19 protein-coding genes and 2 pseudogenes are annotated in these 21,409 nt (G+C 41.0%); 10 read left to right on the forward strand and 11 right to left on the reverse strand.

From position 1 onward, the window contains the following. Positions 1–89: 89 nt before the first annotated feature. Positions 90–212: pseudogene (locus V7K35_RS10285) on the forward strand (carbohydrate ABC transporter permease); the annotation flags it as partial. A 137-nt stretch (positions 213–349) separates the two neighbouring features. Here the strand turns inward: V7K35_RS10285 and V7K35_RS10290 are convergent. Then, positions 350–916, reverse strand: coding sequence for a thermonuclease family protein (locus V7K35_RS10290; RefSeq protein ID WP_335078612.1), 567 nt, complete (start codon positions 914–916; stop codon positions 350–352). A gap of 172 nt (positions 917–1,088) precedes the next feature. On the opposite strand from V7K35_RS10290, the gene V7K35_RS10295 reads away from it, so the two are divergent. Next, positions 1,089–1,832: a ferritin-like domain-containing protein gene (locus tag V7K35_RS10295; protein ID WP_335078614.1), complete on the forward strand. Its 744-nt coding sequence runs from the start codon at positions 1,089–1,091 to the stop codon at positions 1,830–1,832. A 620-nt stretch (positions 1,833–2,452) separates the two neighbouring features. After that, the gene (locus V7K35_RS10300) at positions 2,453–2,800 is read left to right on the forward strand and encodes a winged helix-turn-helix transcriptional regulator (RefSeq protein ID WP_335078616.1); all 348 of its coding nucleotides are present in this window, start codon (positions 2,453–2,455) and stop codon (positions 2,798–2,800) included. 82 nt (positions 2,801–2,882) lie between these two features. On the opposite strand, the gene V7K35_RS10305 is transcribed toward V7K35_RS10300, so the two are convergent. The 3 genes from V7K35_RS10305 to V7K35_RS10315 form a co-directional block, all read right to left on the reverse strand. Beyond that, on the reverse strand, positions 2,883–3,275 hold the full coding sequence (locus V7K35_RS10305) for a salt stress protein, Slr1339 family (protein ID WP_334792632.1): 393 nt from the start codon (positions 3,273–3,275) through the stop codon (positions 2,883–2,885). Between the two features lie 28 nt (positions 3,276–3,303). After that, positions 3,304–3,909, reverse strand: a complete 606-nt coding sequence (locus tag V7K35_RS10310) for a vWA domain-containing protein (protein WP_335078618.1) — start codon at positions 3,907–3,909, stop codon at positions 3,304–3,306. Positions 3,910–4,114: 205 nt separating this feature from the next. Next, complete coding sequence (locus V7K35_RS10315) at positions 4,115–4,720, reverse strand: vWA domain-containing protein (protein ID WP_273764635.1); 606 nt, start codon at positions 4,718–4,720, stop codon at positions 4,115–4,117. A 445-nt stretch (positions 4,721–5,165) separates the two neighbouring features. Between V7K35_RS10315 and V7K35_RS10320 the strand changes: the two genes are divergently transcribed. Further along, complete coding sequence (locus V7K35_RS10320; RefSeq protein WP_335078620.1) at positions 5,166–6,791, forward strand: PAS domain S-box protein; 1,626 nt, start codon at positions 5,166–5,168, stop codon at positions 6,789–6,791. 24 nt (positions 6,792–6,815) lie between these two features. Beyond that, positions 6,816–7,754: pseudogene (locus V7K35_RS10325) on the forward strand (sensor histidine kinase); the annotation flags it as partial. A 110-nt stretch (positions 7,755–7,864) separates the two neighbouring features. Here the strand turns inward: V7K35_RS10325 and obgE are convergent. Together obgE and V7K35_RS10335 are read right to left on the reverse strand one after the other, a co-directional pair. Continuing rightward, positions 7,865–8,893: a GTPase ObgE gene (obgE, locus tag V7K35_RS10330; protein ID WP_335078624.1), complete on the reverse strand. Its 1,029-nt coding sequence runs from the start codon at positions 8,891–8,893 to the stop codon at positions 7,865–7,867. 73 nt (positions 8,894–8,966) lie between these two features. Continuing rightward, complete coding sequence (locus tag V7K35_RS10335) at positions 8,967–9,644, reverse strand: Mo-dependent nitrogenase C-terminal domain-containing protein (RefSeq protein WP_335078626.1); 678 nt, start codon at positions 9,642–9,644, stop codon at positions 8,967–8,969. Positions 9,645–10,216: 572 nt separating this feature from the next. Here V7K35_RS10335 and V7K35_RS10340 point away from each other — a divergent pair. From V7K35_RS10340 to V7K35_RS10350, 3 genes are all read left to right on the forward strand, one after another. Further along, complete coding sequence (locus V7K35_RS10340; RefSeq protein ID WP_335078628.1) at positions 10,217–11,317, forward strand: glutamate-cysteine ligase family protein; 1,101 nt, start codon at positions 10,217–10,219, stop codon at positions 11,315–11,317. A 1,142-nt stretch (positions 11,318–12,459) separates the two neighbouring features. Further along, a complete protein-coding gene (locus tag V7K35_RS10345) occupies positions 12,460–12,816 on the forward strand; it encodes a hypothetical protein (protein ID WP_334796055.1) in 357 nt (118 codons plus the stop codon). A gap of 399 nt (positions 12,817–13,215) precedes the next feature. Next, positions 13,216–13,755 carry a Dps family protein gene (locus V7K35_RS10350; RefSeq protein WP_273764622.1) on the forward strand — a complete coding sequence of 180 codons (540 nt, stop codon included), beginning with the start codon at positions 13,216–13,218 and terminating at the stop codon, positions 13,753–13,755. 1 nt (position 13,756) lies between these two features. Here V7K35_RS10350 and V7K35_RS10355 read toward each other — a convergent pair whose 3' ends face one another. Genes V7K35_RS10355 through V7K35_RS10365 form a run of 3 tightly spaced genes read right to left on the reverse strand, consistent with a single transcriptional unit; the run spans position 13,757 to position 15,275 of the window. After that, a complete protein-coding gene (locus tag V7K35_RS10355; RefSeq protein ID WP_335078630.1) occupies positions 13,757–13,972 on the reverse strand; it encodes a hypothetical protein in 216 nt (71 codons plus the stop codon). A 53-nt stretch (positions 13,973–14,025) separates the two neighbouring features. After that, the gene (locus V7K35_RS10360) at positions 14,026–14,421 is read right to left on the reverse strand and encodes a TIGR02588 family protein (protein ID WP_335078632.1); all 396 of its coding nucleotides are present in this window, start codon (positions 14,419–14,421) and stop codon (positions 14,026–14,028) included. Next, on the reverse strand, positions 14,418–15,275 hold the full coding sequence (locus V7K35_RS10365) for a TIGR02587 family membrane protein (protein ID WP_442939712.1): 858 nt from the start codon (positions 15,273–15,275) through the stop codon (positions 14,418–14,420). Before V7K35_RS10365 ends, V7K35_RS10360 begins: the two co-directional genes overlap by 4 nt. A gap of 591 nt (positions 15,276–15,866) precedes the next feature. Between V7K35_RS10365 and V7K35_RS10370 the strand changes: the two genes are divergently transcribed. Together V7K35_RS10370 and V7K35_RS10375 are read left to right on the forward strand one after the other, a co-directional pair. Continuing rightward, the gene (locus V7K35_RS10370; protein ID WP_335078636.1) at positions 15,867–16,049 is read left to right on the forward strand and encodes a CsbD family protein; all 183 of its coding nucleotides are present in this window, start codon (positions 15,867–15,869) and stop codon (positions 16,047–16,049) included. 1,194 nt (positions 16,050–17,243) lie between these two features. Further along, complete coding sequence (locus V7K35_RS10375; RefSeq protein WP_335078638.1) at positions 17,244–17,795, forward strand: Uma2 family endonuclease; 552 nt, start codon at positions 17,244–17,246, stop codon at positions 17,793–17,795. Between the two features lie 229 nt (positions 17,796–18,024). On the opposite strand, the gene mutL is transcribed toward V7K35_RS10375, so the two are convergent. Together mutL and V7K35_RS10385 are read right to left on the reverse strand one after the other, a co-directional pair. Continuing rightward, positions 18,025–19,743 carry a DNA mismatch repair endonuclease MutL gene (mutL, locus tag V7K35_RS10380; protein WP_335078640.1) on the reverse strand — a complete coding sequence of 573 codons (1,719 nt, stop codon included), beginning with the start codon at positions 19,741–19,743 and terminating at the stop codon, positions 18,025–18,027. Between the two features lie 488 nt (positions 19,744–20,231). Next, a complete protein-coding gene (locus tag V7K35_RS10385; protein WP_335078642.1) occupies positions 20,232–21,281 on the reverse strand; it encodes an adenosine deaminase in 1,050 nt (349 codons plus the stop codon). Between the last annotated feature and the right edge of the window lie 128 nt (positions 21,282–21,409).

Here is a 21,409-nt window from a genome sequence, read left to right on the forward strand (position 1 = left end):
TGAGGTACTCCAAAGTCGTTTTGAGGTACTCCAAAGTCGTTTTGAGGTACTTCAAAGTCGTTTTGAGGTACTCCAAAGTCGTTTTGAGGTACTCCTACCAAGAGGCTTTTGGTCAGTTTGATTTTGGTTATGCAGCAGCAGCCGCGACGGTGTTATTAGCAATGACGCTGGTACTAGTTTATTTGCAACTGCAAACTTGGGGAGAGGAGTAGAGGTTATCAACCTAATTCATAATTAAAAAAGATTTCTAATCAGTGCTACTGCAAGTATTTAGAGTTACAGTTGGGTTTTTGGCGTAAGCGCTCAGTCGAACGGTTTAAATCCCCTCACATAAGATAATTATGAATTTTTACTTCTTATATAGGCTGCGATATTCCCAAGGATTAACAAATTTAGTATCACTCCAAACGCCAAGCCGTTGCTGCTTCGCTTCAACTTCGGCTTGTTGAACTAAGTTTTTACTAGGACACTTGTTTAAATAGGGACGATACACTTTTGCTAACCCTTCTTGCAACAATACCTGTTGTACAAAAGTGCCATTTTTTAACCGGACTTCGGCAATTTTGCGTCCATAGCGATCACTATCTGTGATATTCAATGTCACGCGATCGCCTCCTTGTTGCACCAGTTGTTGCACTCGTTCTCGTGCTTTCACACCCCAAGTAAATTGATTGCGATCGCTAATGCGTTTACTCTGCTTTTCTTTGTTAGTATGAGCTATTTCTGGCGCATCTACACAAGCAAAACGCACGGTAATATTTTTGCCATCAGCATCTTTCACTACTATAGTATCGCCATCACTCACCCGCTCAACCGCATCTCCAGAAGTACTGACAAAGCGATCGCAGCCGATCAAACCCAAAAAGATGATAGTTGCACAAAGCCAAAATCGCACTGGTTTAATTAATTTATCCATTTAAACTTACCTGCATTACCTCTGTGGGATGATATTAGCAAAATCAAAAGATATATTTGTTAACTATAGGCAATTCAAAATCCCAAATGGTAAGACCCTCTGGCAGCAACCGAACAGAAAATGCGGATTAGTATAAGAATTGTAACCTTCCAATTGTCTGCGGGAATTCCTGATGAACTTCTTGACTCATATTCTGCATCTAGCTGGTTCAGGTGTCTTTGCTTATTACTCTGCTGCTCAAATTCGTGATTTGAAAACCCGCCCCAACATTCTTGCGGGGTTTCAGTTGGCGGAATCTGGCTCTGTGCCGTTTTTAACTGCACTTAGCGATCGCGCAGCTGCTGAGGGCGATACATGGCTAGCCCAAAAACTAACAAAACATGCATTAGATGAAACTAGGCATGGTAAAATTTTTGCCCACGCTTTACAACAGTTGGATAAACAAGTTATAGATTTCAAGCGTCAACCCCAAACTCCATCCACAAAGAAATCACAACAGCGTAGTCCTTTTTTCGCAGCATTCTTTGAGGGCTACTCTCAAGAACAGCTCAAACCTGCTGTGATTGATTGGGATGTGTTTATGGCTAGCACATACATTCTGGAGTTAGATGCTAGTAAAGACTTTGCGCGAATGGCGAAAGTATTACCTGATAACGAGTCAACCGCTCGGAACTTGAAGTTAGGAATGCTAAATATTGCCGAAGATGAAACTGGACATGCTGCTTATCTCTACGAAGCGATGATGCGACGGATGTCTGCAACTGAAGTACAAAAACTCGTAGATATGTGGCGAACCCGCAAGGTAAACGCCGTGTTGGCAATGGTTGGCGGTATCCTCCAGGGCAATGGTGAAACGCGATCGCTAGTCCAAGATAGTGCGCCATCGGAAATCGATTCTGAGTTGGTAGCTACGTAATTATAGATATCCTTGAGTATCTAATGTTAAAAAATTGAGAACATTTAACATTTAGCTTTCAAGGCAGGAGGTCTACCTCTTGCCTTCTTCAAATTAATTTCCCACTTTTTTCCTTGCCGATACAATTTCGTCATCAACGAGCCATCTGCCGATTCGTATCTAAACTTTGGGTATTTGAACATACTTTAGGTTGGTTAGGACGCTATTGACACCTGAATAAAGATTACGAACTATCTTAGGACTTACGCACACTTTACGAATTCTCGGCGCTCTTGGCACGGCAGTTGCTTCAAGTCGGCAGAGCCGCCCAACGCACTGCCTCGTCTTGGCGGTTCGATAAATTAAGCGAAGTTGGCAATTTTTGCGTAAGTCCTATATCTAATGCTTATGCAGAAGGTTACAACTTAACAATAGAATAGGGATTTATGGTTCGGTTGATTTCTACAAGCTAATAGCGATGTCTACGCCTAATTTATTATCAATAAGCGGTACTTAATGCTATTATTTGGATCTCTATTGAGATTATGCCTTTCTTACTGACAAGATGTGTCTGCCCTGAATCCCCACCTAAAAAATAAAGAATAAGTAAACCTGAGTCAGGTTCTTCCTACAAAAAAACTATGAAAGCTGAAGCAGAAAACCATCGCAGGCTGACTTGTGAAGTAGAAACTACCCTAAAGGTGATTGGCGGACGCTGGAAAGTTTTAATTATTAGAGAATTAATGACTGGCGTCAAACGGTTTGGTGAGTTGCAACGGGCTTTACCTGGAGTTACGCAAAAGGTGCTGACCCAGCAACTTAGAGAAATGGAGGAAGACGGCATTATTCATCGAGAAGTTTATCCTCAAATCCCACCCAAGGTAGAATATTCACTGACGCCTTTAGGAGAAACTTTACAACCAATTCTCTATGCTATGCATGAATGGGCTGTTCAACATTTAGCTAGAACAGATCACCATCAATATTGAGTATAGGTAATAAATAATAATTGCTAACTTATAATTTGAGCTAGCAGATTTATCAGTAGGGTTTTAAATTTTGACTTATTTATTAATTGCTTTTTAAATATTCAATCGCTGCCTCTAATTTTGAGGAATAACTTTCAGCAAATCTTTCAAACCACAGTCCTTCAGACGAAAGTGGATCTAGTTTGGCTAACCATTCTTTTGCCTGCACTTTCAAAACCTCTAGTTGTTTGGCTTTGAGTTGTTCTTGTCGAACCCTTTCCTGTTCTAATTCTTGCTGTCTTTTCAATTCACTAGCAGCATCCTGTTGGGCAAAATCAGCCTGAACTTCTGCCAAAAGGTTATCTATGAAAGATGCGGACTTTGGCGATGGTGGGATAAAGGATTTGGCTGTGGCTGATTTTGACTGCTGCTGTTGAGGTTGTACTTCTTTATATTCATTTTGCAGTTCAGCTAACAGCTTATCAATGGAATCCATTTTTGTAATTCCTAATAATATAGTATAGCTAGTCATTAATGGCATTGAGCAGCACTTCTGATAGACTCAAATCTTCCATATCTTCCATAGTAATTGTGTCACAGATATCAAACTTAGCACCAGCACTTTGGAGTTCATCGTCTAAGACTTTGAGAAAACGAGTAGCTTGTGGATCTGTGCCGACTTGAATGAAGGAAATTGCTAATTCTTCATCTCGATCGATACGGCGAGAAGCTTCAATAATTACTCTCATGACTGCTTTGCGATCGTCCGGTTCACCATCAGTAACCACTAAAATTGTTTCACCATTTGGCTTTGTTTGACCGGCTGCTTTCCGTTGTAAGTAATCATCAGTTGCGTGTTTTAACACACCTGCTAAATCAGTTGTACCAGAGGGATCATTTTCTCGAAAAATTTGCGCTACTATGTTGGATGTCACATTTTCGTATCGCTTAAATCTACCAGAAAATACATAGATAGTGATGCCGTCTGGGTCAAATTGCTCACACTTACTAGCTAAAGCTAAAGTAGATTCCTGTGCTGCAACCCATCTGCTTCTACCACCCTTTTGATCTTGGGTTGCCATGCTGCCGCTTTTGTCGATAATTAAGGTGTAGTCACGATTTTCTAGCATTATTCAATTCTCCAATTAAGAATCAATCAATTTTGTATTTTAGATTTTAGATTAACTGTTAACCTAAAAGTAGGGTCTTGGTAAAGAAATTTGGGATTTAGGATTTTTCCCTAGTTGAAACTAGTTGCTCTGAAACCAGGTTTTAATTTTGAATCCTTCAATCCAAAATTTAAAATTGCTTATTGCACTATGGATGAGCAACACATTAGTCAGTGATTGCGTTCGTCAACACATCTACAAGGCTCATTTCTTCTAAATCGTCTAAAGTGACGGTATCGCAAATATCAAATTTAGCGCCAACACTTTGTAACTGGTCATCCAAAGCTTTGAGGAACTTAGTTGCTTGGGCATCTGAACCTACTTGAATGATCGAAATTCCTAATTCTTCATCACGTTCCATCTGGCGAGTAGCATGAATGATGACTTCAAACACAGCTTTGCGATCGTCTGGTTCACCATCGGTAATGACTAAAATTGTCTCTCCGTTTGGCTTGCTTTTACCAGCAGCTTTGCGTTGAAAGTAGTTATTTAGGGCATCCTGAAGTACACCTGCTAAATTTGTTGTCCCAGAAGGGTCATTTTCGAGAAATATCTGTGCGACTTTGGCTGAGGTGACATCATCGTAGCGTTTAAATCTACCGGAAAACAAGTAAACAGTGATACCATCGGGGTCAAACTGTTCGGCCTTTCTTGCTAAAGCCAGAGTAGACTCTTGGGCTATCTCCCATCTACTTCTACCACCCACTTGGTCGGGTGTGGACATACTACCGCTTTTGTCAATGATTAATGTATAGTCGCGATCGCTCATCATAATATTCCGATGATTGTTACCCTGTGGTTCTAGTCTAACTCCGTTTTTTTACTAGTAAGCAAGGCTTTTAAGCTTTTGTATTAATTCTGCTACTTAAAAAAACCACGCCACAGATGATGAATGCGTTGGCGTAGCCCGCCGCAGGCATCGCTAATGTGTCTTTGTTCCTGGAGAGAATAAAATCTTCCTAGTCCTCAGCCCCCAATCCCCTGAAAACACCAAAAGTTAGACATTGCTTTGCTTGTTGCATCCATATTTAGTGTGGGAATAATAAATACTACTCATCTTGACACACGGAGCTAAATAAACGTGAGTTCGACAAACCTCTCCCTGCCTTGGATTTTCGTTCAAGTCTTTCCCTTTCCGACGGGCGAGAGGGGCGATTTTACGTAGTAAAACTAGAGAGAGGTTTCTTTATTGCTTAATTTTAGAGATAAATTCTGGTATGAACCATCCTAGATTTTTAGATAACCCCGCACAAAAACAAAACACGCAGCAGCAAAACTTTTCGCCGACATTTCTGCATCAGATGATCAATGGTATATCTGACCCAATTTTTGTCAAAGACCGTCAACATCGCTGGGTATTACTTAACGATACCTATTGTCATTTCGTAGGTCATAGCCGAGAAGAATTAATTGGTAAGTCAGACTATGATTTTTTTCCTCAAGCAGAAGCTGATGTGTTCCGGCAACAAGATGAACTGGTTTTCACGACAAATATTACTAATGAGAACCAGGATCTTTTTACCGATGCTCAGGGTATAACCCATCTCATCTCTACAAAAAAGTCTTGCTTTGAAGATGAGACTGGTAATAAATTTCTGGTGGGTTGTATTCGAGACATCATTTTACAGAATGAAGCCGGAAAAGTTCTGGGTGTAACTGGTACACTGCGCGATCGCCACCAAGCATCAGACCTACATCGCATTAATGCTGTGCTGCAAGCTCAACAAGAAGCTTCTATCGACGGAATTCTGATTATTGATGAAAATCGTAAAGTTGCATCATTCAATCAGAAATTCTCCAAGTTATGGCAAATTCCTGCGGCACTCCTCCAGACAGGCGACGATCGCCAACTCTTGGGATGGGTAGTAGACCAACTACTCAATCCAGACGAATTTCTGGCTAAGGTGGAGTATCTTTACCAGCATCCAGAGGAAAGCAGCCGTGATGAAATTTTCCTGAAGTTTGGAAAGATTTTTGACCGTTATTCTGCACCCGTGCGTAAACACCAAGGAGCTTGTGGTGAGACATCACCTTTAGAAGACTATTACGGTAGAATTTGGTATTTTCGCGACATTACCGAATATAAGCAAGCAGAGGCAGAACTCAAGGCTTCACAGCAAAGACTGGCGTTGCTGATTGAACAAACACCTTTAGCCATCATTGAATGGAATACCAACTTTGAGATTCAGACATGGAATCGGGCAGCAGAAAGAATCTTTGGGTACACCACAGAGGAAATGCTGGGGAAACATTTTGATATCGTAATACCTGAAAACGTCAAAAAACAAGTAAATGAAATTCTCACTGCCTTGTTAACACAACGAGGAGGAAGTTTTAGTGTCAACGATAACGTCACTAAAGATGGCAGGACGATAGTCTGTGAGTGGTATAACAACCCGTTAGTGACTACTGATGACCAGGTGATTGGCGTTGCCTCAATGGTGTTAGACATCACAGAACGCAAACGAGCAGAAGAGGAACAGCAAAAATTTGTAGCGTTGATTGAAAACAGCAGTGACTTTATTGGCATTGCTTCAATGGAAGGGCAAATTCTCTATGTGAACCCTGCCGGACTGAAGATGGTGGGACTTAGTAGCCTGGAAGCAGCCAAAACCAAATCCTTGGTTGATTGTTATTCACCAGAAGCTTTTGCAGAGTTTCAGCAAAAAATTACTCCTTTGATATTTCAACATGGTTTCTGGCAAGGGGAGTTTCGCTATAGGCATTTTCAAACGGGCATAGAAATTCCCACTGATTGCAGCCTGTTTCTGGTTAAACATCCTGAAACAGGAGAGCCTTTCTGTCGGGTAGCTGTTATTAGGGACATTACAGAACGTAAATAAGCCAAAGAAGCCCTGCTCAAGTCGGAAGCGCAACTACGACAACAAGCCGAAGAACTTAAAGTTGCACTCCGGGAACTTCAACATACTCAGACTCAGTTAATTCAAACTGAAAAGATGTCCAGTTTGGGTCAACTAGTCGCAGGAGTGGCACACGAAATCAATAACCCGGTCAATTTTATCTATGGCAACCTCAGCCCTGCCAAGGAATATACCCAAGATTTACTTTCACTTTTGCAACTCTACCAAAGTCATTATCCTCTACCTGTGCCAGAAATTGAGGATTTTGCAGAACTAATCGAACTGGACTTTTTGAAGTCAGATTTGCCACAAATAATCAACTCAATGAACATTGGGGCAGACCGCATTCGGGAGATTGTGCTTTCCTTACGAACTTTTTCACGCTTAGATGAAGCCGAAATGAAAGCCGTTGATATCCATGAGGGAATCGACAGTACTCTGATGATTTTGCAAAGCCGCTTCAAGACTAATGACCAACGTTCGACAATTGAAATAATCAAAGAATACGGCAAACTACCGCAGGTTCAATGTTACGCTGGGCAGCTAAACCAAGTATTCATGAATATTTTGACAAATGCGATCGATGCTTTAGAAGAGAGAGTGGGGAGTGGGGATGAGGGGGACAAGGGGACAAGGAGAATAGCCACGCCCAATTCCCAATGTCCAATTTCGATAATTCGCATTTGCACCCAACTACAAGAGCCAAATCAGGTAACAATTAGAATTATCGACAATGGATTGGGAATATCAGAAGATGTTAAAAAACAACTATTTGACCCCTTCTTTACTACCAAGCCCATCGGCAAAGGTACGGGGATGGGACTTGCCATTAGCTACCAGATCATTACAGAAAGACATGGCGGTTCTTTAGAATGTATTTCGCAGCCAGGACAAGGCGCTGAGTTTTTGATTAAGATTCCCATGATTCAGAATACGTCAACATAACTCGTAATTTTAAGAGCTTTTCTACAATACCGTGAGTAAAAAACAAAGTATTTCCGCTGCCAACACCACTTCCCTTCTGGAAGTAGTGATTACGAATTACGAATTAGTAATTATCTAAATACCTCCACTTCTTCAGGAACCTTGATTTGGTCGAGAATTCCCCAGATTTCCTGTAACATCGGCTCTAACCCAGTGCGAGTAACTGCTGAAATCACAAAAACTGGGGCGTAGGAGAGATGATTAAGTTGGGTAGCTAATGCCTCCAAATCGATAGTTTCCCGATCAACTGCATCAATTTTGTTCAGCGCCAAAATTTGTGGGCGTTCTGCTAAACCCCGTCCATAGGCTTGTAATTCTTGCTTAATTGTGTTAAAGTCTCGAACCACATCATCACTAGTAGCATCAATTAAGTGAAGTAACACCCGTGTGCGCTCAATATGGCGCAAGAAATCATGTCCCAGCCCTGCTCCTTGAGCTGCTCCCTCAATTAGTCCGGGAATGTCGGCGAAAACAGTACCATCGCCAGTAGGTTTTTGCACTACACCCAAATTTGGGATGAGGGTAGTGAAGGGGTAGTCTGCGATTTTTGGACGTGCAGCTGATAAAGATGAAATTAAAGTGGATTTACCAGCATTTGGTAAGCCAATAATCCCCACTTCAGCCAAAAGTTTTAACTCCAGACGCAGCTGCTTTATTTCCCCTGGTAATCCTGGGAGGGCGTATTCTGGGGCGCGGTTACGGTTACTCAAGAAATGCTGATTTCCCAAGCCGCCTTTACCACCTTGGGCAATCCGCAAAGTCTGCTTAGGCTCAGTTAAATCCCCCAGCAATTCGCTAGTTTCAGCATCATAAATGGTTGTACCACAGGGAACTTCGATGATCAAATCCTTTCCTGCTGCTCCAGTACAGTTATTTGGGCCACCACGAGTTCCTTTTTCTGCCTGAAAGCGATGGTTGTATCTGAAGTCTAGCAAGGTTTGTAGGTTTTCATCGGCAACGAAAAATACTGAGCCGCCTCGTCCCCCATTACCACCAGAGGGGCCACCAGTCGGCACGTACTTCTCACGCCGGAAGGCGACTATACCATCGCCGCCCTTACCAGCTTCAACTTCAATTTTTGCTTGGTCGATAAATTGCATACTTAAATAATAATGAGAAGTGAGGAGTTAGGAATTAGGAGTTAAAATTATAACTCCTCACTTCTCACTCTAACTAAATATATGGTGAAACATCTTCACCACATTTATCTGCCAGATAGGAGAGGGCGCGGAAACGTAAGCCCACCAGTTGCTCATATAACGGGTTAATTTTACACATTGGTGGGATGTGGACAATCTTACGTCTAAATAGGGTGACATCCCGCTCAAAGGGACACTGAGAGGGAATCATTTTACACAAAAAGCGGGCTACTCTTGGGTCTTGGATATCTAGCCGATCGAGCCAGTCGCGCAGGGGGTGTAGTGCATTAACTTGACGCTTTGTAAGTTTAGGGCTGGGGATTGTTAAGTTAATTTGCAGTGGCTGTTCTAGGGTGTGGCGAAGGGCTTCGAGTAAATTCTCTGGCTGTTCTAAGGATTGGCAGAACTGTTTCAAAACCTGATCTTCGCTGGGAGAATAAGTACCATCTGCGATCGCTACCATTATCGCTGTCCTTAAGAAATTTTCCGCTGCTGGTGTACCTTTACCCAACACTGGGGCTAATTCCTCTGGTGTAATTATCTCTAATGAATCCCATTTAATCCCAAGAGCTAATTCATCTTTGGTGATGCTGGCAATTAATTCCTGTTCTTGAGGATCAAAATTACCATCTGCCCAAGCAATGGTGAGCAGTCCACGCAACCAAGCGGCAATCTGTTCGCTGCTGTAGGGGGATTGAACGGTACTTGTCATAAACTTCACGTCTGGTAGCTTTCCTCAATCACTACTAAGCTAGCTTACCCAGTGACGATGAAGATGGTGAGGACAGCAGAGAAAAATCAAGAAAGTGCGATCGCACCACCAATACCAAGGGCAAACTCCTTGTGTATAAAGGTGTGTATAAAGACGTAAACCAGAGAAATTTCAAAATCGCAACAATCGATCTTAAGGTAAAATCCGTCTAAGAGTAATCTTGAGAATTTTTATAATTAAATTTATGAATCAAATTAAAGTGATTATCGGTATTATACAAGAATTGTGACTAATTCTCCTCTGAATAACAATGAGACAGACCCCATCGCATATATAATCCCTAATTTGAAGCAGCATTTGATGCTAGTAGGAGTAAAATCACTATTGCTAAATATTCGTATGTATTCTCTTGTTTATATCAATTGGCACTAGTTAGATTAGGTTGAGCAAATTTGAGATTTTGGATTTAAAATCCTGTTGGGTAAAAACGTTTTAGCAGCCCTTGCAGTTTTAACTATGGAAAAATCCCAAATTGAGTGAGTCCAAATCATTGTAATTAAGGTAAATTTATAATGTTTTTATTTGGCATTGAGCATGAAGTCGCTTTCCTAAACAAAGAAGGAAAGTTTGCTGATTTTTTCCACACAAAATTTGCTGATTTCAATCAAATTATTGAAAGGCTACCTACATACCCCAGCGACTATCCTCAACTACGCATTGGTGATGCTGGTATTAAGATAAAGAGATGGTACATTGAGGGATTTGAAAGATTTGCAGATTCAGACAAGGTGATAGACTGTCATGCTAAAGGTATCGAAATTAGAACAACTATACATTCTGATATTCAAGGCGCTATTACTGAATTATCAGAAAGTTTTGACTTGCTACGTGAAGTTGCTGCTAACTTCGGTTTCTCACCTGTTTTGGTCAGTTTTAATCCTTACAATCTGGTTTTTAAGCCTCAACCCCCATTAAACGATTATGAAATAAAACAGTTAGAGGCTTATCCTGACGAACAAACTGCTAATATTCACATGGTGACATACGGTCCAGATTTAAATATTTCAGTAGCAGATTTGTCTACTGAAGGTGTGATTGATATTGGCAAAAAGTTAACTTATTACAGTCCTTATATCGTCCCTTTTAGTTATAGTTCCCCTTTTTATAACGGAGGTTTATGGGATGGCTTATCGGTACGAACGTTTATCAGAACCGGAAAAAGACCAGCAACTCTGGTTTTTATTGAAAAACAGGAACAACTGATTAATAGCATACCTTCATTGACAAAAATCGCCCGTATTCCAGCTGAAGTGGGACGCATCGAATTTAAGGCTTGTGATAGTTGTGATGATTTTTTAATCTATGCAGCTTTGCTGACATTATTGAAAGGTTTGGTGTTAGATAAAACTTTGCTGGGTAGAGCAACTGTACCCGATGCAGCGTTACATCAACTTTCTGCAAAAGAAGCGTTTGACAACGAGGATATTTTTCAAAATGCGACAAAAGTTTTACAAGCAGCCGAAGTCGCTTTGGGAGATGATCCAGATGTTCATTATTTAATGCCGTTAAAAGTGCTACTGGCGAAGCGAAAAACAAGATCCCATGAATTAATAGAAATGTTCCATCACGTAAGTTCGATAGAAGAGGTAATAAAGCAGACTTATCAAATTTAGAGGAAATTAGGAATGGGGACTTTTAGAGCAATACAGTTCAGTTAAGGAGAATCGTAGGTTGGGTTGAGGAACGAAACCCAACATTTTCAGTGGTTTGTTGGGTTTTACTTCATTCAACCCAACCTACGCGGTTTATGGTTTTTAACGCTAACCCAAGCGTATTGACTCTTAAAAGATGTTTGAAAAGTTATTCAGGTTGTCGGTAATTGGTAAAAGTTGCGTCAAGCGCAGTGGCAATTTGTACAAAAACCTCGCAGGCGAAGTCCGATGGCTGATTGCAATAACCTGTTTAAGGAGTTGGACTACCTCTTGCTGATGGGGATTAGTATCTGGTTTTACTTGACTTCCAAATGTTGGAAGGGTGATTGGTGCTAAGACATGGTTAGAAGAAGCTTAATTATTAGAAATTTGCCAATTGCAGCATAATCGAAGCGATCGCTATCTTCTAAATTCTCTGCAAAATTTCTCTCACCCTCGCAACCTAGTGCAGTGAAGCAATCGCCAGATACTACGAAACGTTACGCGAACACTACGCACTCGTTCGCAATCACAAACATTTTCTGGCGAAATTGAGATGTTCTTTTCTAGGGGAGCATCCCAATTTTGCTTAACTCTTTTGCCTCACCCCCAGCCCCTCTCTGATGTTTGGGATTCGGGGTTAAGAGATGAGGGCTATCAAGGTTTTTGCACATTTGGGATGCCCCCTTTTCTACTGATTGCATAAAGTCAAGCTGACTGAACATAAATAGTAGAGCCATTCACCTGCCAAAACTAGATTAAGTCGATATACCTAGAGACTGATTCTATTGTAACTAAAGATATAGGAAATTTCATTCTAGAGATTGATGCAGGCGTTAGCGTTTTCAAAGTAAAAGTAAAAACAGAGAGCCTTCCGAGAAGAATGTCAATATAAAATGTAATGATTTTGCTAAAGAATTAAGGTGGTATTTGTTTATTATCCCTTACTAATTCCATGCATAAATACAAAGACAGTTTCTTCGTCAGGTTCGTTTTTAAAGAACTTCGGGATTGAAGCGTAGCTTGCTAGTTTTATTATTGCTCAAATTTGCCAAATAAGGTAATGAGCTTCCGCTCTTTCAGTAAAAGTTCTGCGTTTTTAAAGCTGTTATCGAGGATTTCAAATGAAGATTATTGCTCCTGTTTTATCTCTCTTAAGTCCAGTACGTTTTCTCGTTGTGGCTTTTACTTGCGCCTTACTATTGTTGTCTAGTGCTTTTCCTGCTTTTGCGATCGATAGCTACCAAAGTGACCCGACCGAAGCTACTACACAACTGCTTGACATTCAGCGCAAAACTGACGAAGCCGCTCAAGCACCACCAGCTGGATTAGAAAAGGTTCAAAAGGAGTCGAACAAAGGGCTAAATGAGGTTCAGGGAGATGCTGATATTGACAAACAAAAGCGTCCGGAAAATTCCCAGAGTTCAACCACAGCTGAAACAAATGTAAAGAATTTCTTGGATAAGATTACAGGTAAGTAACAGATTTAATACTTTCTTTTTTTGGTAATTTTTTGGTAGTAATGGGTGATTGCATAAAAGCAGTGACCCATTACTAAATAGTTATATAAAGCTGATAAGTTCAATTAAGTATAAAACTTCTGTTCAGCCTGAGTATTTTTGGGTAAAGGAGGTTTAGATAGTTTGGATTATAGATGTCTTGATTTATAATTATATTTAATTAATATTTTTCTGATTGTAGCTGCAAAAATCAATAAAGTTCACTAACTACTAAATATCGGCTTCATACTACCTATTTAGATATAAGTATAATTATCGATGTGATAACTAATTTGAATTCCTAATATTTCCTTTGGTTGATGTGGATCATCTCGAAAATTTGGTAAATTAATAGATAAGTTTGCTTAGGGATAGAAAATAATGCGTGCGATAAACATTGGTTTGACAGAAGAACAGCGTCAAGGTGTAATTAATCTGTTGAATCAAGATTTGGCAGATGCCTATCTACTATTGGTGAAAACCAAAAAGTACCACTGGGATGTCGTCGGTCCTCAGTTCCGCTCTTTGCACCAACTTTGGGAAGAACACTACCAAAAGCTAACTCTAAATATTGATGCCTTGGCAGAGCGGGTTCGTGCTTTGGGCGGTTTCCCAGTTGGCTCATTGGAGGGATTTCTCAAGATTGCTACCCTCAAGGAACATGCTGGTAGTGTTCCCACAGCAACAGGGATGGTAGCTAATCTGGTGGATGATCACGAGCAGGTTATTCGGAATTTAAGGGATCATTTGGATCAGTCTGGTGAAAAGTTCCACGATCAGGGAACTGCTGATTTTTTAACTGGACTGTTAGAACAGCATGAGGAAATAGCTTGGATGCTGCGTTCATTTATTGAAGGCGAAGCACTAGACGCAGATGGTAGACAGCCAGCAGCAGGGGCTAAGACTCCTGTTGGTGTGTAGCTCATAACGTCACCACTTGAAAATGGTTGTCTGTGAAACCCGTTAAGGGAGGAATGATTCCTCCCTTAATTGGTGTTAAAGGATTAATCTGGCTGCATTTACCAAACCCGTTTACAAGCTGGTGACTTCTTAGTGATGGCAGAAGTTGGGAGCGATCGCGCCAGCGAATTTCAACGGCGTAAATACAGCAACCATTTAAAATCCATAAAAAGCCCATTTCATAATACTTTTGACTTTTGACTTTTGATTTTTGACTTCCGCCTTGCGGTACTAGGGCAATTTATAGCTACCAACACGTAGGTTTAACTGACCTTGGCGCGGGTTCTGGCTGAACACAAATGCACCCTCTTCCCTTTCACCATTAGATAAAAAGTCGATCTGTTGCTCTCCTGTTTCTGTAACTTTGCCGTTAATCAGTAACTCAGCCATAATCTGAACTGACTCAGCTGTATCTCCTCCGGTGTTCACAACTTCAAAGGGAACATAAAATTGACCACCAATTTCCCGAATTGTTTCTTTTTTGGTAACAGAAAGGATGGGAGGTTGATTCTTTTCGTTCAGCCAAGTGTAGCCAACCAGGCTCACAATGATTACTAGGATAAGTGAAGCAACGCTGAATGTTACCCACTCTGCAATAGAGCGTGGTTCCTGTTCTGTTTTAGTCATATTGCTAACCTTCCGGCTGCACCGCCAATAGTTGCAGGTAATCCCAGCATCAATGTGTGATCTAACCACATTGTCCAAGGGTCGTTTAAAGTTAACTTTTGAAAGAACCACAGCATAAAAGCGCCTGCTAGCAGTGACACTAGGTAAGACATGATAGTTTCGCTTGATGGTCGTTGAAAAATTCCCTTTTGCTGTTTACGCTTTTGCTGGTTAGAAAAGCCTGCCTGAAATACAATGCCATAAGAAATCAGCAAAGATGTGGCGATCATTGCCAACTGCCAAGGTGGCGAGGCTGCGGCTGCTAGCATCGGAATTTCATCTGTTGGAGCAATGTTAAATGCAATTATAGTTGCACCAATCAGGGTTCCACCCACATCAGCGAAGGTGGCCTGTAATTCATCTTCTTTGTTCTTAGTTTTGCTGTTTCCCTGATCGGTTGCTTGTCCTTCTGGATTGCCATTTCTGGTATCCCCTAAAAGCTGGTTGGCTAATGCTACACCGAGAGCGAAGGGTACACTTTCAAAGATGATTTTCCCTAAAGATTCCTTTAAGGAAGTTTCTAGTGTTAATTCTCGCAATAGTAGCAGCACAAAGGCAGAGCAAGCTAGTCCGATCGCGATCGCTTCTACGGTATCCATTACGGCTTGATGATCTAGCCAGCTATATCTGCGTTTCCGAAAGCCTTCTGTCTGATTGAGCAAGTAAACCACAATAAACATCAATGCGATCGCCATCATCATCAGTTGTGGTTTTGCCAGTGATCCAATCCACCAAACCTCCATTGTGTACAGTAAAGGTATGCCAAATAAAAAACCTCCACAAGCACCCCGAATGATGTCGTTAATTGCACTCATCCAGATATTTTCCTGATGTTTTGTTGCCACTCCTTTACTTTCCTTTTATTAAAAATTTGTTTTTACTTAGGACTTACGCAAAAATTGCCAACTTCGCTTAATTTATCGAACCGCCAAGACGAGGCAGTGCGTTGGGCGGCTCTGCCGACTTGAAGCAACTGCCGTGCCAAGAGCGCCGAGAATTCGTAGAGTGTGCGTAAGTCCTATTACTTATACTAATTCTCTATGAACATGCATATAGCAGTCTTAAATCATTCGTAAAAATTTAAATCCCCGACAACTTTTACGAAGTCAGGGATCTGGACACCGCAAGTTTTCATCATATATATCTTATTTATGATATAGCAACACTCATGGTGGTTAGGACATTAACAGATGATAAAACTTAGACACAAAAAGGCTTTTCACTCAGTCCCCAGTCTCTTGCTATATATTCATTTTTTTTACGTTGCGTGCTTCTATGATCCTCCGTATCTGTCTTAAGATAATATAATCCCTCCAACTATTCTATCGGTTGATGGAAGTAAAAAATAATTCTCTATTGTTAGTTTATGTAATAGCTTAATCAACTACAAGCTGAAAATAAAAACCATGAGTACCGAAAAAAAAGTAGAAGCTACTGCAAAAAATATTGAAGGAAAAATCCAAGAGATTGTGGGTGAAGTAACCGGTAATCCACAAGATAAAGCTGAAGGACAAGCAAAGCAAGCTGAAGCCCAAGCTACTCACACTGTAGAAAACATTAAAGACGAACTTAAGAAAGCTATAGACTAATTTAGTTTGAACACTGCAAATAGCAATATTAGCGATGATTCATTGGTGATAGTCTAAGATTAATTACTCCACTAACTTTTAGGAAGTGGAGTTTTTTTGTTTGCGTAAAATCTGAAAAGGTGAATTAATGATTTTGCTGGTAATTCAACTATGGCGATCGCTCGTACCTTGCGGGTTCGCTCTTAGAGGATATTTGAAAAGTCCATAATGATGTTTGAAGAAGAATTCAGAAGTCAGAATTCAGAAGTAAGAATCAATCAGTGGGGGATTCAGACCCACCAATGTCTTGTTGACCACCAAATTTTCAATTTGGTGGGGGTTTTAAACCCGATTATTCATCCGCCAGTCGCACAAAATTCATTCTGAATTCTGGCTCCTGACTCCTGAATTCTTTTTTGATAAAATATTTTTTTACCCCTCCCTAACCCTCCCCTTATAAAGGGGAGGGAACCGGATTTTTCTTGTTTCCCCCCTTTATAAGGGGGGACTAAGGGGGGTAACAACGCAATTAAAATCACAGTTAACCAACCACTTTTCAAACAAGCTCTTAGCGTTCTCGCAGAGTAGCCGTTACGCATCTATGTATGCAATACACTTTTACCTCTCTCCTTTTAGGCAACGGTGTACACACAAGTATGACCTAGCATAGGTTTCAATTCTAGTAGTTTCTTTCGTAGGGTGCGTTAGGGACACGCCGAAATAACAAATGGGTACGCCGAAATAACAAATGAGTACGCCGAAATAACAAATGGGTACGCCGAAATAACAAATGAGTACGCCGAAATAACAAATGAGTACGCCGAAATAACAAATGAGTACGCCGAAATAACAAATGGGTTCGCCGAAATAACAAATGGGTTCGCCGAAATAACAAATGCGTACGCCGAAATAACAAATGCGTACGCCGAAATAACAAATGCGTACGCCGAAATAACAAATGCGTAGGCTAGCAAGAACCGCAGGCATCGCCATGATTGCAACAATTTAGCTTTGACGCGGGAGCGTAACGCACCCTTCTCCTATGCAAGATCCCAAAGGGTACGGGTGACGCTCCTGCGTCGCTCTAAGCGAACGCGAACAGCGTCTCTAAGAGTTGCCATGCCGCAGGCTTTACGCTGCGCTAGCGGCGTGGCTTCCTTTGAAGTACGTTTAAGATAGGAAAATATCAATAATTATTAGGAGGAATCAATCGTCATGACTGTTATTGTTGCTAAGTGGACGATTGACGAATATCACCGGATGATTGATGCTGGCATTTTGAGCGATCGCAAAGTTGAACTACTTAAGGGAGAAATTGTCGAAATGTCGCCGGAAGGAGAACCCCATGCTTATTGTAGTGATGAATCTGGTGAGTATCTAGCAAAGTTATTGGCTGAACGCGTCAAAATACGTCAAGCCAAGCCTATCACCTTACCCAACGACTCGGAACCAGAACCAGATATTGCCATTGTCCAACGTTTAGGACGCGAGTATCGAGAGCATCATCCCTATCCAGAAAATATTTTCTGGTTGATTGAGTATGCTAACTCCAGTTTAGAAAAAGATTTAGAGAGAAAAAGCAAAATCTACGCCGAAGCAGATATTTTAGAGTATTGGGTTGTTAATCTCAAAAAGCTACACTTAGTGGTGTTTCGAGAAATCTTAGACGGAGAGTATGCAACAAAACTAACATTAACTGCGGGAACAATCCAACCGCTAGCATTTCCAGATATTTCTGTTGCAGTGGAACAGATTATTAATAGTTAAAATAATTAAAATCACAAGTCAAAATATAATAAAAAATTGTAATCTAACGTGAGTTTGAGAAACATCTCCCTGCCTTTAACTTTCGTTCAAGTCTGTGCCTCTCCAAGGTATTCCATTTATCTGTGCAATTTTGTGCTTCTTCTAATCATTCATAGATTGCTTTCAATAAAGCTTATTTTTTCGTTGTGGTTTGCATTTTTATACTTATTGTAATATGTCACCGAAAATATTAAATTCCATGACTTTTCCCAATTACCCAATTACGCCGGAAAAACCGGGCTAAAGCTGATTCTTCTAAAGATAAATAAATTGGGCGTCCGTGGGGACAGGTGCGAGGATTGCGAGTGCGTTGCCAATTATCTAAAAGTGTCTGCATTTCTTGTTGATTCATAGGTGTACCGTTACGAATGGCACTGCGACAAGCGACAGCTACTTGGGCTGTTTGTAAGTCGCCTCCCCAACTAAGTTCTAAAATTGCTTCTGCACAGTCGTCTCGCTGCTGTAAAGGTGCAGGGATGTTACGGACAGCCCAAAGTTGTTCGCCAAAGGGTTCTATTTCTAAACCAATGCGTTGCAGTTGCGATACTTGCGCTGGCGACAATTGATAAAGAATGATTGCAGGTTCGACGGGCACAAGTTGCCAATTATCACACAACTGCTCATACAAAACTCGCTCATGGGCAATGTGCTGTTCTACTAACCACATACCACCTGGATGTTCCGCCACAATATAGGTGTTGCTAACTTGAGCGACAGCCTTCAAGGAGTTAGGGTTTTTGTAATCTTCCTTGGGATTTTGAGGATTGAAATTGTAGCCGCCTTTGGCTTCTGCGGCTTTGAGTAATTTACTAACTCGTGTTGTGTGAACAGCTTCTTTGAGATTGTTAGAAGAGATGCTGAGTGCTTGGTTAATTGCTTGGGTAATTTGTTCTTGCCAATAAATGATTTCGTTCAGGTAAATTTCTGTTTTTGCTGGATTGCGATTCCAGTTAATTTGATCGGGAGAAATGGCAAGATGTAAGAAACAAATTGGATAGCGATCGCGTGGTAATGTTCTGTGAAATGCTGATAAAATTGTTTGCTCTAGTTCTGGTGTCTTAACCATCCGTCCGTTAATGGCTACACGTACCCAATCTGGACGATGACGATGAGTGCGATCGGGTAATCCTACCACTAAGTTTAGTGAGGAGTTAGGAGAGACGCGATTAATCACGTCTGTATAGGAGTGAAGAGTTTGGAGTGAGGAGTTTGGCGGGTTGGGGAGTTCTAATTTCACTTCTTGCAAATCACCTTGGCGCACCTGCGGTAAAATCTGCGGTAGCAGTTGCCCAGTTGTAGCAGCCGGACAGATGGTGAACCATTGACGGTCATTTTGCGAAATCTGCCAGGTAACATGGGGATGACATAAGGCGATTTGGTGAATTGTAGCTTGCACGGCTTTCATTTGCTGTGCTGCTGTGGGCAATCCCTGACGACGAGATGAGCAATTACCGAAAAGATGAGAAACTGTAACCACTGTACCAGGTGCGATCGCAGTTACTTCAACTTGCACAACTTCCCCGCCATTGCCATAGCTAATCCGCCATCCTAATTTTCCACCCACAGTCCGACTCAAAATTTCTAAATTTGCCAGAGTTGTTAAACTGTGTAACGCCTCACCACGAAACCCTAAACTGTTAATTTTCCATAAATCGGCACTAGAGCGAATTTTACTGGTGCTGTGGGCTGTGGCTGCTTGTTGCAAATCATCTAGGTTCATTCCACAACCATTATCTGCCACACGAATTCGCCATTGCTGCGGCCAGAGAGAAACCACAATTCGGGTTGCACCTGCGTCTAGGGAATTTTCTACCAATTCCCGCACCACAGAAGCTAAAGAGTCGATTACCTCACCAGCTGTAATGAGATATACGACTTCTGTTGGTAGAGCTTGAATAGTAGATGCCATAAATTATAGTTTATAGCTTCTGGGTGCATGGGAAGTGGGGAGAAGATAAGGAAATTGAGAAAGATGAGATGAGGAGGCGAATCTACAAGAAATTTTGATTAATTGCTAAGAAAACTCAATTAAAAAAGGATTTTTGATAAATTGCTTCTGAGATTACAACCAAGAAAAGCTTACAAGTAATAATTTAGTTGCTGATGTCCATAATTTAAAGACCCGTTTGCAATGGGGTCAAATAGGTTTTACAAAAATTACTGGTTTTTTGTACTGTATATTATACTTCTGGCAAAAATCTGAATCAACAAAAAAGAAACCACAGATAAATACCGATAAATTATCTGTATCTACCTGTAGTTCAATCTTTCAAGCATTAACTTTTACAAGATATCTCTTATGCGTTACAGCTTTTTTTATGGCATCACGAAAAAACACTGTCTGCAACATTAATTAACATTAAATCACCTTACTTTATGCTTACTTCTAGGTGATTATTAATTAGTATCTCTCATAGCCAAAACTTTAGGTGGTTCAGGTTTGAGTAAACCGTTCAACAGGGATGCGGGACGTTGACTGTAAGGCCAAGCAAAGGCATGACGGAAAGCTGCATCTTGACAAGCTTGTAGTTGTTCAAAACTAATAATGTCGTAAGTCAAGAGATTTTCATATTCAAATGGCAAACGCATATTATGCAACCCAGCATTATCAGTACAGATAGCGATATCGACCCCAGCATCAAAACAACGGTCAAAAACTAATTTGAGTTGACGTATATCTTGCAAAGTACCAGTTTTCAGGTAAGTTGTGGGACAAACCTCTAAACATTGTCCACGTCTAGCTACATCATTAAGTAACTCTGGATACAGTAGGGGAATTTGGATGCCGTGACCGATTCGCATTAGATAGGGTAACAGTTCTGGGTAACAACCAGCAGTGGTTTCATATAGATGTCCCGTGGTGTTAACGCCCAGCGATCGCGCATAATCATATAAGCTAATCCATTCTTCTAAGTGATCGGCATAATAGCTATCACCCCCCGCTACATCTACTGCACAGACATACTGTTTATTTTGCGCCGCCAAATCAATAATCGCCTTGTTCACCTCATAGGGTAGGCGCGTGTGCATACAGAGAATTTGGCTAGTAACAATCGGATATTCTGGCTGGTGGCTAGCAAGTCCTACTACTTCCACGATTTCTGCCATCTTGTCAATTCTCTGTGATTGATTCAGATGCTCAGGTGTCCGCAAATAAGGAGTGTAGCGCAGTTCCAGATAAGCCAAATTTTCAAAAATGTAAGCACCCCGCACCAAACGATAGATAAAGTAAGGCAAAGTCTCCACAGTTTGCACACTTTCTACCAGGGTATGTAATTCTAGATACTCATCTAGGGTATTGCGTGGGCGAGTGTAAAAATCTTCAAATTCTGAATAGTCACTAAAGCGGGACATCAACTCCGAAGAATGTCGCTCGAAATATCCCCATAAAACTCGGGGTACAACCGAGCCGCCCAAGTGCCTATGTAATTCAGCATATAAAGCCATAGTGGTATTTTTAGGTATAAATTTCACTAATTGTAACAAAAACATAGAAACAAAAAATCTCTACTCGAAAAAATTTAGCTTTTTGAGCAATTTTTTGTCTTGTCGGTAATTGCCTGCAACTGCACTGT

Source organism: Nostoc sp. (assembly GCF_036917275.1).
Lineage (GTDB): Bacteria > Cyanobacteriota > Cyanobacteriia > Cyanobacteriales > Nostocaceae > Nostoc.